General features: G+C 43.6%; 9 protein-coding genes and 1 tRNA gene. 7 read left to right on the top strand and 3 right to left on the bottom strand.

Annotation, left to right across the window (positions count from 1 at the left end):
- Positions 1 to 28: 28 nt before the first annotated feature.
- Together LDX50_RS05575 and LDX50_RS05570 are read left to right on the top strand one after the other, a co-directional pair.
- Positions 29 to 928 (top strand): retropepsin-like aspartic protease, encoded by a 900-nt coding sequence (locus LDX50_RS05575; RefSeq protein ID WP_225697419.1) that lies wholly within the window; start codon positions 29 to 31, stop codon positions 926 to 928.
- A gap of 2 nt (positions 929 to 930) precedes the next feature.
- On the top strand, positions 931 to 1,287 hold the full coding sequence (locus LDX50_RS05570; protein WP_225697418.1) for a DUF2200 domain-containing protein: 357 nt from the start codon (positions 931 to 933) through the stop codon (positions 1,285 to 1,287).
- Positions 1,288 to 1,417: 130 nt separating this feature from the next.
- Here the strand turns inward: LDX50_RS05570 and LDX50_RS05565 are convergent, their stop codons facing one another.
- On the bottom strand, positions 1,418 to 2,959 hold the full coding sequence (locus tag LDX50_RS05565) for a RagB/SusD family nutrient uptake outer membrane protein (protein WP_225697417.1): 1,542 nt from the start codon (positions 2,957 to 2,959) through the stop codon (positions 1,418 to 1,420).
- A gap of 12 nt (positions 2,960 to 2,971) precedes the next feature.
- Positions 2,972 to 5,989: a SusC/RagA family TonB-linked outer membrane protein gene (locus LDX50_RS05560; protein WP_225697416.1), complete on the bottom strand. Its 3,018-nt coding sequence runs from the start codon at positions 5,987 to 5,989 to the stop codon at positions 2,972 to 2,974.
- A gap of 149 nt (positions 5,990 to 6,138) precedes the next feature.
- On the opposite strand from LDX50_RS05560, the gene LDX50_RS05555 reads away from it, so the two are divergent.
- Together LDX50_RS05555 and LDX50_RS05550 are read left to right on the top strand one after the other, a co-directional pair.
- The gene (locus LDX50_RS05555) at positions 6,139 to 6,483 is read left to right on the top strand and encodes an SRPBCC family protein (RefSeq protein ID WP_225697415.1); all 345 of its coding nucleotides are present in this window, start codon (positions 6,139 to 6,141) and stop codon (positions 6,481 to 6,483) included.
- Positions 6,484 to 6,764: 281 nt separating this feature from the next.
- Positions 6,765 to 6,837, top strand: a tRNA-Met gene (locus LDX50_RS05550).
- Between the two features lie 124 nt (positions 6,838 to 6,961).
- Here LDX50_RS05550 and LDX50_RS05545 read toward each other — a convergent pair.
- Positions 6,962 to 7,447, bottom strand: coding sequence for a nuclear transport factor 2 family protein (locus LDX50_RS05545; protein ID WP_225697414.1), 486 nt, complete (start codon positions 7,445 to 7,447; stop codon positions 6,962 to 6,964).
- Positions 7,448 to 7,677: 230 nt separating this feature from the next.
- Between LDX50_RS05545 and LDX50_RS05540 the strand changes: the two genes are divergently transcribed.
- The 3 genes from LDX50_RS05540 (at position 7,678) to LDX50_RS05530 (ending at position 12,338) form a co-directional block, all read left to right on the top strand.
- Positions 7,678 to 8,844 (top strand): helix-turn-helix domain-containing protein, encoded by a 1,167-nt coding sequence (locus LDX50_RS05540; protein WP_225697413.1) that lies wholly within the window; start codon positions 7,678 to 7,680, stop codon positions 8,842 to 8,844.
- Between the two features lie 203 nt (positions 8,845 to 9,047).
- Positions 9,048 to 10,736: a hypothetical protein gene (locus LDX50_RS05535; RefSeq protein WP_225697412.1), complete on the top strand. Its 1,689-nt coding sequence runs from the start codon at positions 9,048 to 9,050 to the stop codon at positions 10,734 to 10,736.
- Between the two features lie 132 nt (positions 10,737 to 10,868).
- Positions 10,869 to 12,338 carry an FISUMP domain-containing protein gene (locus LDX50_RS05530; RefSeq protein WP_225697411.1) on the top strand — a complete coding sequence of 490 codons (1,470 nt, stop codon included), beginning with the start codon at positions 10,869 to 10,871 and terminating at the stop codon, positions 12,336 to 12,338.
- Positions 12,339 to 12,360 lie beyond the last annotated feature (22 nt).

Here is a 12,360-nt window from a genome sequence, read left to right as displayed (position 1 = left end):
GTGAAGAGAATGTTGTATTTTAGATACAATGCGAACTACCCTAATTTTGCTGATAACCTGCAGTTTTGTTCAGGTTTGTGCCCAGTCGGCTGTCGAAAAAACTCCAATCAGCCTCGTTGATAATTTCATTTTCATCTCTGTTTCGGTTAATGAACATGAAAAGCCCCTGAATTTTTTGTTTGATACCGGTGCCGGTATTACCGTGATTCATTCAAAAATGGCAGAGCAGCTCAAACTTGAAGTTACTACAGAATCGAAAATTGCTACTTCAGGAAAGACATTATTGTCGAAAGAGTCGGAGGGTAATACCCTGAAAATAGGCGGGTCGCTTTTACTGGATTCGGTCTCTCTGATTTTCATGGATCTTTCGCATATCAGTGATTATATTAAAGTAGAGGTCGACGGTGTGATTGGATATGACCTTCTGAAGAATGTGATTACTGAAACCAACCTTGATGCACTTGAGATGCGTTTTTATGATCGGGAAGAATTCAACCCTGCATCCACACATGAAAAACTGGTATGGCTTGAATCAAATCTGTTCGGGCTGCCCGTAGACGTTACCCCGAAAAAAGGAACGGATGAAATCTTACTTGTTTTACAGATTGATTCCGGGGCCGATAATTTCCTGACCTTCCATAACAAAACTATCAGGGAGCATGGTCTGATGGATTCGGATAGGAGATATAAATCGAGACAGGGTTTTGGGGCCGATTCAACAATCACATCAAATTTGAAGAGCAGGGTTTACGGCGTTACTTTCGCTGAGCGTACGTGGAAAAACGTCACTGTAACGCTTGAGGTAGATCCCATCAATCACCGGACGAACTCGCTGGCGGATGGCCTGATCGGTCAGCGTATTCTGAATGATTTCAATATCACCTATGATCTGAAGGAGGGAAATGTGTTTTTCGAAAAAAGAAAATAGATATGAGTAATTCTACAGAACGGATTTATAAGATGTCATTTGCGGGCGTATACCCGCATTACATCACCAAGGCGGAAAAGAAAGGACGTACGAAGGAGGAGGTGGATACAGTCATTTGCTGGCTGACCGGCTATGACCGGCAAGGACTGCAAGCACAGATCGATAACAAGAAAAACTTCGAGGCCTTCTTCGCCGAGGCCCCGCAGCTGAACCCCAACGCTTCGAAAATCACCGGGGTGATCTGCGGCTACAGGGTAGAGGATATTGAGGATCCCGTGGTCCAAAAGGTGAGGTACCTGGATAAGCTTATTGATGAACTGGCCAAGGGTAAAAAGATGGAGAAGATATTACGGGAGTAAAAATTCAGGATGGCATCGGGGCAATGTCCCTGTTGCAAATTGCTAAAGCAACAACCAAAACAGCCAGTACAGCGATTAGCATAACAACGAGTTTACCTGAATCTTTAACGGCTCAGGCATACCTCCATTGTTAATTACCTCCCAGTTTCGGATTTCGCAGGACTTCTTCGGCAGGTATTGGGGCGTAATAGTTATCCGGCTCCATACTTCCAAGTATTGGCAGGTCCCTGGGATCTTTATTGGCATTGGCTTCTGCTACTTTCTCCAGCCTTGTAAGATCAAACCAGCGCTTTAATTCTCCTACTAACTCCCAACCCCTCTCGTCCAAAACCGCTTCCTGAAAAGCTGTTGCACTAAGACCCGGAATAAGGTCAACCGATGCATCGGGCATATCCGGGTCAAGTCCCATCGCTCTGCGCTTCACCATATTAATCGCTTCGTAGGCTGATGCATCCGGTGCGCCAGCCATAGCCTGTGCTTCGGCATAAATCAAAAGGACTTCAGCATATCGCATCAACTGACGATTTCTGGAGGTTAAAACCGGATGGCCTTCCCAGGTAGGTGTTCCCGGAACTGATCCTTCATAAAACTTGCTCAGGTGAGGATGTCGGGTATTAAAATTTTCCCAGGTTAAGATTGAGCCATTTGGCTGTTTGACTTCTGTCAGGAAGTAGGCATCTTTTCGGGGACCTTCAGGAAAGTTTTTAAAGAAATTGATTTCGATGAAATAGTCACTGAATCTTCTCTGGCTATTTGGCAGGAACGACGCTGGCTTTGCGGGTGCAGAACCAAAGGTTGAGGTAAATCTATTATCACCACAATCGTTAAGTGAGCAAAACTCAAAACCAAAGATAAATTCATTATCACCTTCATTCGCTAAATCCCAGAGGGTTTTGATGTCAGGATAAAGATCATAAAGTCCGGAATTCATTACCTCAAGGGCTTTGTCCCTGGCCAGGGCATACTTGTCTGTTTGCTTAAGTGGCCAGCCGCCCATCGTCAGATATACTTTTGCCAGGAATGCCTTGGCTGCATACTTGTTGGGTTTACTATTACGATCCTGTGTTTCCGGTAAATTGATCTCTGCAAAAGTAAAGTCATCAATAATCAGATCGTAAATGTCCTGGACAGGAGACAATCCAATTTCAGGATCAATTTCTGTGGATGTAACCAATGGTACTTCACCAAATACCCTTACCAGCCAGAAGTAGGACCAACCGCGTAGAAAATGTACTTCTGCGAGTAATTCGTCTACTTGTTCCTGGCTGGCATTAACATTATTTGCTGATTCAAGAACAGTATTCGCCGCCCGGATTACAGCGTAGGGCATCATCCACGAACTCCATAAAACAGCGCTATTGTTGCCATCTTTTGTGAATTGGTCAAATTGACGCCACTCCTCTTTACTTCCTCCCGCAAGAGTAGTTAAATCATCACCGCCAGTCAATGCGGCATACATTCTTGCGCTACCGATGAACCTGAATTGAGCAGCCTCGTCTGTTCCGTACAAGAATGAACTGTAAACACCGTTTACCCCTACCTCCAAGGCATCCAATGTCTCATAAAATCCGTTACTGCTTAGAAGAGCCCTGGGCTCCTCATTCAAATCCAGGCATCCTGCAAATGGCATTATAATGATCAGGCAAATCGTTTTGTATAAATATCTTTTCATCTTTCAGGTTTTTTAAAGTCCGATTTTAACTCCGATGATATAAGAACGTGCGTTTGGATAGGCTCCATTGTCGAGGCCGACTGCTACGTCATCACTTTCTTCAGTGGATGATACTTCAGGATCATAGCCTGAATAATTTGTCATTGTCAGCAGGTTTTGACCACTCAAATAGATATTTGCACGTCGTAAACCGATCTTGGATAGCGCGGAAGCTGGTATGTCATACCCCAGGGTTATATTTCTCAGGCGTACAAAACTACCGTCCTCAATAAATTGACTGGATGAGAGCCTGGTATTGCTTGTTGTGGTAAATCCGGGAATTTCTGAATTTTCGTTTTCAGGTGTCCATCTGTTCAGGATATCGCTGTTCGTGGCATTCCTTATATCTGCCCCACCAGCAGTTGTCCAGTATTTGTTAAAATTAAAAACCTCATTTCCATGTACACCCTGGAGAAATAAGTTTAAGCTAATGCCCTTATATTCGAAAATTGAATTAAAACCCCAGATAAAATTAGGCTGAGCATTACCTATAACGGCCACATCTTCAAAGTTTATTACGGAATCACCATTGATGTCGGCATAACGTGCATCGCCTGGAGAACTTCCATAAACGCCTGCGAGGTCAGCTTCGCTTGATTTCCAGACTCCTTCATAAATATAACCGGCGAACTGGCCCAGAGGACCGCCTTCGCTGAGGACAAACGGATTAACATCGGTAACCGAAGGAGAAAAATCATCCCTGACAAACAGTACACTATCTTCTCCTAATGACAGAACCTTGTTTCTATTCATCGATAGATTAAAATTAGCATGTACCGTAAAGTCGCCTATTGCTTCAGTGTAACCCAGGACCATTTCGAATCCTTTGTTTTCAACCTCGCCAATATTCCTGAGTACAGACCCCCCGCCATCGTAGAGAGGCAGCTGAACACTTAAATGCAGGTCTTCGGTATTCTTTTTATAATAATCAAATGACGCGTTCAGTTTGCCCCGGAGGAATGAAGCATCCACGCCAAGATCAACCTGTGTAGTTACTTCCCACCGCAAATCTTTGTTCGAAGGGGCTGAAGGAATTACGGTGGGCGACAATTGCGTGCCATTCAGCGGGAATGCAGCAACCCTGATCCTTTCAATAGTGCCAAAAGGAGGTACTGCCTGACTACCGGTTTGTCCATAACTTCCACGTATTTTCAGATCTGAAAGCCAGTTTGAATTGCGAAGAAATGCCTCCTCAGTCACTCTCCATCCAAGAGCTACCGATGGGAAGGTGCCGTAGCGGTTGTCTTCTGCAAATCTTGAAGATCCATCAGTTCTGACTGACGCTGTGAGTAAATACTTTCCCCGGAACGCGTAGTTTACACGACCGACGTAGGACTGCAGAGCCCACTCAGAATAACCGGAAGTCAGGACCGGCGAACCTCCCAGCGACAGGTTGTAGTATCCCAGGGATGTGCTGATCAAATCGCTGGTGGATGAGTTATTTGATTTGCTTGTAAAAGCCTGCTGCTCATAAATAAATGTGGCATTCAGTGAATGATCATCTTTGATTACCTTTTGATAGGTCAGCTGATTTGTATTCTGCCAGTTCACAATACTTGAGTTGCCAACGCGTATGATTGATGTTGAAGGGCTAGCGCCGGGGAAATTCCTGTCGAAGGTATTGCTTTCATCATCTACCAGGTTAACACCACCACTTATCCTGGCTGTCAGACCATCAAAAATCTTTATTTCCGTGTATACATTCCCAAGAAAATTATTTCGAAAATCTTCAGTGTTTCGCTCTTCCACAATGAATATGGGATTTGCGGTAACAGCGCCGTAAGCGCCATTTGGTTCTGAATAATCTCCTGTAAGGGGATTCTTCACAGGAAGGTTAGGGGCCCACCCAAGCGCTCCCACAACAGGACCTCCGGTACCAGTATATCGTTTAGTGTTTAAATTATTCTCTCTTGTGAAGTAAAGGTTAGTGCCGACCTTTATAAAATCCCTCACATCAGAATCAATATTTGTTCGGAATCCATACCTTTTATAGGATGAATTTCGAATGATGCCTTTCTGATTTGAATAGTTTCCTGATATATAATAATTGGTTTTTTCACCAGCGCCGCTGATGGTGAGCTTTGCATTCTGTGTATATCCCTGTTGGAATAATTCGTCCTGCCAGTCTGTTCCGCCGTTTCTCCTGAATTCATCAATTTCATCCTGGGAAAAGAATGGAGTATTTCCAAGTGCAAGCTGCTTTTCGTTAACCACCTGCATGTATTCAGCAGCGTTCAATAAATCTATCTTCCTGGAAACTTCATCCGCACTGTAGAAGTAATCAAAATCTATCTGTGCTTCTCCTTTATTAGCCCTTCTGGTAGTAATGATAATTACTCCGTTGGCGCCTCTTGAACCATAAATGGCAGTTGCCGAAGCATCTTTAAGGACTTCCAGGGTTGCAATGTCATTCGGGTCTACATTTCGGATATCTGTACCAATAAATCCATCGATTACATAAAGTGGTTCGCTGCTTCCATTAATTGAGTTTGAGCCACGAATTCTTATTCTTATCGGGGCTCCCGGGGAGCCGTTGGACCTGTTGACATGAACACCTGCAGTTCGGCCATTTAAAGCGTCCTCGGCACGAATCATGGGCTGATCCTCGAAATCTTCAGATCTAAGTGGAACTACAGAACCAGTCAGATCACTCTTTTTTACGGTGCCATAACCTATGACAACTACCTCATCTAATTGCTGAATATCAGTCGTGAGAATAATTGTCAGGTTTGGGCCGGCAGGAACTTCAAGGGTTTCATAGCCAAGGTAACTTATCACGAGCATTGCCTGATTGCTCAGAACTGATAAGTTGAATCTGCCATCCAAATCAGTTATTGTTCCGTTTGAAGTGCCTTTTTCCATGACTGCCGCGCCTGCCAGCGGTTCGCCTGAGGCACTTTTTACTACCCCTTCTATATCCTGTTGCGCGATCGCAACTGTGAATGAAGCGAGGAAGAAAATCACAAAACTCAATTTTCGGATTATATTCATTTATTACTTGTTGGGTCGATGTTCGATGAATACTATTTGGGTGTAGCAGGTCTATTTACGCAGATGACAGGCAAAATCAAAATTTGTCTCAATAAGTAAATAATCGCAACTTTAGTATGCGAATGACCGCACCTCGAAATATGCATGTCATGAAAAAAATAAAATACCAGGTGAGCATCAATGCGCCTGCTGCCAAGGTTTATGATATTATGCTTGGCCTTTCTAATAAATCGACCTATGAGCAATGGACTGCCATCTTCAACCCGACATCCAGTTATGAGGGCAGCTGGGATAAGGGAAGTAAAATTCTGTTCGTGGGAGTGGATGATAAGGGAGAAAAGGGAGGTATGGTTTCCCGGATCGTAGAAAATGACCTAAATCAATTCATTTCGATTCAACATTATGGAATGTTAAAAGGTGGAAAGGAGATTACAGAAGGACCAGAAGTAGAACCATGGGCTAATGCATTCGAGAACTATGTCTTCGAAGACTAGGATGGAATAACCACCGTTACGGTTGAACTTGATACCTCGGAAGATTATTTGGACTATATGGATCAGGCCTATCCAAAGGCGCTTGTCAAATTGAAGGAGATTTGTGAAGGATAAAATGACATATTACTATGACCAAAGGAGAAACAACCTTTGGCAGATTGATCTTATGGTTTTAAATTTCAAAAATTAACCAGGGGGTGTTGCATAATAGACAGCCTTCACCTAGATTTGTAGTCCGATTGAGAAAAATATTAGCCAAATGAGGTTGATTCAAGATATATCGCGGGGTGGAGCAGTTGGTAGCTCGTCGGGCTCATAACCCGAAGGTCACAGGTTCGAGTCCTGTCCCCGCTACTATAAACAGTTTGAGTTTGGAGCACCAGTGTGCCAAATCAAACTGTTTTTTTTTGAGCATACATTATTCAAAAGCTGTTGGGGATGACGGTTGATATATGACACTACAATAATTGACTGCATCCTACTTCCACGCAGGAACATGCGCATAACTGATCACCCGCTTTAGTTTCCACTCGCCGTCCTCCAGCATCCAGAGGTGGTCGAAGAGCGCCGAGGAGGTGAGAACCAATGGTTCATCCCCTTTTTTGGCGTAAAACCGGTGGGAACCTGTCTGTAGTGCACCGTACAAGACACCATTGTTCTTTAACGGAAAGACCTTCAGACTTCCGGCGTCCAGCTGGCGGATGGGCTGATAATCCAGCTTGCACAAACCTTCCCGCGTACCCTTGATAAAGCTGGCTTTGTCAGGGGTGATGCCCGACTGATCGTGATAAAACTCAAAGTCATCCGCCACCAGCCTTTCAAATATTTCAACATCACACGTATTGAATCCCACATCAAACAGGAGGCTGTCCTGTGCCCGGAGTGTGTTGTACAGGTCATCAGTGTTCTGACCAGCGGCCAAAAGCGGGAGGATCAGCAGGAGCGAGAGTATCGTATTCTTCATGAAAGAAAGATTACACATATTTTTTTGGATTTGGAGAGAAAAGGAATTGAACGGAGGTATAAGTATCTGATCAGAGAATAAACCATGCCGAATTTGGGCGGTTTCAATTACAGGAGAAAATATGTAATGTATTTTTAATCCTAAATACCAGTTTTTAGGAATCAACGAGCCTTCAGATTTTGCCTAAATTGTAATATTAAATTTCGGGGATAGCGATTGTTTTATTAAAATTGATACTGCTTGTCAGAATTGAGCGGCCAATGGTGATCGATAACTATTTCAATCTTGGGTTACTGATGGGGGCAGTATTGTCTTTTCTGCTTTCCATTTATCTCCTGTTTTATCCGAACAGGTTTTATCCCAATCGATTTCTGGGTGCTTTGGCGCTCACATGGGCGATCACCGTTTTTGCCTTTATCCTGCAGTCACCTGAATTCTTCAGCAGGTTTCCGCATCTGTATGCCTCACCCGATGTATGCACACTGTTGTTCTTCCCCCTGATGTACCTGTACATACGTTTTTATCTCTATACGGATGCGAGAATGACCCCGCGCACATACCTTCATTTTCTTCCGGCCGTTGCATACGTAATTTGTTTTATACCATTTTTTATTCTACCTGGATCCGAGAAGGCCGAGATGATTCAGCAGAATAGTCTTCCGGGTTGGTTTCGCCCGTTGCAGACGGGTTTCAATCTGATCATTATCCTTCAGGGGGTATTTTACTCAATTTTTTCACTGAGGATGCTGCATAAATTTCAGTATTTCCGGAAGCGGCGTCTTTCAAAATTTCAGCTCGAATCATTTCAATGGCTTAAGACCTTTACGATCATCAACATTATACTCTGGGTGGCTGGTACAACAGGTGTTTTTCTCGAGATATTCGGATTGAGCATATTCATCGACCTCTTTAAGGTCTATTACATGGGAATTACCATCTTAACAATTCTGTTAAGTATTTTCTCTATACAACGTCCCCAGCTATTCTCCGAACCTGAGGATCTAAAGGATTTGCTTCGCTCGAGGACTAAACAGACTGCCTCCATTGCGGCGGATGAATCAGGTGAGGACTATACGTTTTTTCTGAACTATTTGGAAAATGAGAAACCCTATCTGAAGACGGATCTGAAGATGCAGGACCTGGTGGAGGAAACAGGCTATACTTACAAAAGGATTTCAGAAATTTTTAATAATCAGTTCAATAAATCATTCTATGATGTGATGAATGAGTACAGGACAATGGAGGCAAAGCAATTGATTAAATCTAATTTTCACGTAAACCACACACTGAATCACCTGGCTGAAAAAGCAGGATTCAATTCAAAAGCGACCTTTAACCGTACTTTTAAAAAATATACTGGCCTCACCCCATCAGAGTTCATCAAATCCATTCAATAGCGGGGATATAAAGCCTTATCCCACTTCATATTTATAATTTTCGAAATCTCCCTCAGGGTCATTTGATCAATGTTTAGTTGTATCACTGCATGAATTGAGACGCATAATCCGTGAGTGATTCTTCCTTAGAGGAGACCAATATTAGTTTCGTGTCAAATTCTGTATAGCGAACAATTTATTAAAACCTTTAATCAAAGAAATCCATGACACGGAAAATTTACACATTCTTATTTCTCTTTTTTATAGTCGCTCTCAGCGGTTGTTTGAAGGATGATCTTAATGATCTGCAGGATCAGATCGATGATCTGAACCAGAAGGTAGGGGATCTCGAAGAGATACAGCAAAATCAACTGTTGCAGGCCATTCAACAACTGCAGGCTGCATTGCAGGAACTTGAATCAAACACGGATGCCCGATATACCGCACTCCTCGAAAATCTGCAACTCATCGAAGACGAAGTGGCCAACAATGCCGCCGCCGTTTATTATGGCAATCTTCTAACAGATGAGGAATATGCCAAATTCACAGCGCAGGGAGCGACAATTGTCACAGGAAAAGTTACCGCTACCACGTCTGAGCATATTGAGGCCCTGGCTTCTCTTAAACTTGTTGGTGATGATTTGATTATCACATCAGGCACCGGCGTTACCCTTGAAAACCTTGAAAATGTTGGAAATGATCTTTTGATCACCGGCGTAACCGGGGATGCCGTAATCCAGCTTCCGGCTTTAGGCTCTGTAGGTGGAAACCTCGAAGTCACAATGAACCCTGGGTTGGTGGAATTCGCTGCCGACGAGTTGGTGCTTGTTAACGGAGCACTTCAGGTTTCAGCAAATGACAATCTTCTTGCTCTGTCGTTTGCCAAACTCGACATGGCTGATGAACTCTACATCAACGAATATTTTGAAGCTGACCCTGAATATATATTTGTTGGTAAACTTTCTTCAATCAATCTTTCAGGAGTTGATGTAAAGAATGATGTTACCATTTCCTACATAGCGGGAGGTACTGCTGAAATTGGCTCTGTTGGTGGAGAGTTTAACGTGATCTATACCGGACTTACTTCTATTTCTATCCTTTCAGAAAAAATAGGCGGTAACTTCACACTCCAGTACAATTCTGCACTTAATGATGTTGTTGCAGACAACCTGAAGGAGATTGAAGGAAATGTGGATATTTCATTCAATGACAATAGTTATCTCTGGACCCAGGAAACGAGAACCGGTATGGTGAATATGCCTTCTTTCAGTGCACTTGAAACCATTATGGGTGATGTAAATATCGTTGGAAACAATCAGCTTAAATCACTAGAGGCCTTCAACAATGTGACGCTGTTACGTGGCAATAAAATTGAAATTAGTTCCAATGGAATGGATATAGAGAATATCCTGGTATTTGACGCACTTACTACGGCAGGTGCTAATCAATTCGCTTCAATTGACATTAATATCAATGCCAACACAAACTGGTTCGATGGTTTTGGAAGTCTTGCCAAAGCCAAATATATCTATCTCAACATCAAGCGCCCGTCGGAAGGTTTCGGAGGTGGAATTGGTATCGGTGTGTCTACCATCACCGATGTAGCCAGGGTAGACGGATTTGACTCCATGACGGAAGTTTCAAACATGTTTATGGATCTTATGGAAGTAACAGAGTTCAATGCATTCCCTGTTTTGGATAACTTCCAAAATTTCCAGACGTACCTTGAGTTATGGATGCCATCTGATTCTAATGTTGGAGTTTGCTCAATGGCAAACATACTTAACAAAATAAAGGATGGCGCCTTTGATGTTAGCTGGAATGAGAACCGAAAGGCAGTCTTCCGTTACAATTATATGGAAATGGACAGGAATACGGCGATTGATCAGTTATTGTCAACCTGTAATCCTTAAATCAAATCTTCATAATGATCTCGCGGACTCAGGTACCGCGGGATCATTTTTTATTATCCAGACTTAGGCGACAACGACACTGACGGAATTGTCGGTAGGTATGGGAAAAACCAGCCATAAATAATCTCCGGAATGATAATCTCTAATCTGCTTATTCTAACCTGGAAAAGGGGACTGACCAATTTTTATGTCCTGTTTATCCTGATCTTATTGGCATCCTCTTGCTCAGAAGAAGAGCAGATCATTGAATTGAACCCGGATGCTGGCCAAAACTATCTTAATATTGAAAATGACGGATATGTCGTAAGACTGGATGCCCAGGCGGCACCATCCGGACAAAAGGGAATATGGAAGGTCCTGTCAGGAGAAAATGGAAGCTTCGATGCCATCGATGACCCCAAAACATTTTTCAGAGGAGAACCCGGAGAAGAGTATGAATTGGCCTGGGAACTGAGTTCCGGAGGCAATACTGCCTATTCCACCATTATCGTGTCCTTTAAACCGCTTAAGCCGGTTGTTATAACAAAAATCTCAGGCACGCTTCATAACAATATCTCAACATTGCTGCTTGCGGAGCCTGCCCGGTTTGGAGCTTCCGGAGAATGGGAGATAATTAACGGACAGGGCGCACGTCTTGAAACCACGGATACAGACGAGGTTCTTTTCATAGGTAAGGAATTGCAACCATATACGGTACGCTGGACCCTTACATACGGAAGTAAAAAAGAGTTTACTGATCTTGCCTTCAGCACCGATGAATTAAGGGCTGATGCCGGCGAAGATCAGCTTGACGTCAAAACAGACACCGACAAACTTTCCAAATTTCATACGCTCGATGCATACCTGCCACCGGGGGCAAGCGGTGAATGGAATATCATCAGCGGTGAAACCGGAAAACTCCATAGTGCTGCCAGTCCGGCTGCATTATTTGAGGGAGTGACCGACTCAATCTATACACTTGCCTGGCAGATTGCCATTGATGAATACACCGCTACGGACACTCTACAACTGCGATTCCGTGGAAAATGGGGTATGTGGACCGATGAACGGGACGGACAGTCATATCGATTTGTTGAATTAAACGGGCTTGAATGGATGGCTGAGAATTACAATAATGCCATTCAACCGGGTGAAGGATCCTGGTATTACGGGTATGCAGAACGGGCTGTAACCAATGATGGTTATCCCCTCGATTCAGAGGCAGACCGAAAGAAATATGGCAGACTGTATAGTTTCTATGCCGCTCGCGATCAGGCACCTGAAGGTTGGCGACTTCCAACAGCAGAAGAATTTGGCCAGCTGATCACTTCCCAGGGAGGCGTTCTGTACGCAAAAGAAAAATTGGTCGAAGGTGGAGACAGTGGTCTTGAACTGAACTATCCGGGAATACTTGAATTTTCAAGTGGTGCGGATCCTGCTTTTCGAAACGTCTTCAGCGGACAGGATCGGTCGGGATTATTCTGGACCCAATCGGTGAATGAAAATAATGGCTATGGCATTGTGTATTCCATCAATCAATCTGGCGGCCAGGTCGATCCAATCGTGGCACAGGTAGTCTATTACGCACTTTCCGTGCGATATGTAAGAGAGGCCCAAAACTAAATATCAAGCGATAAAATTTAAT

The sequence above is a fragment of the Fulvivirga sedimenti genome (genome assembly GCF_020328055.1).
The sequence above is the reverse complement of the archived record's forward strand: the minus strand, read 5'-3'. Positions and strand labels throughout refer to the sequence as shown.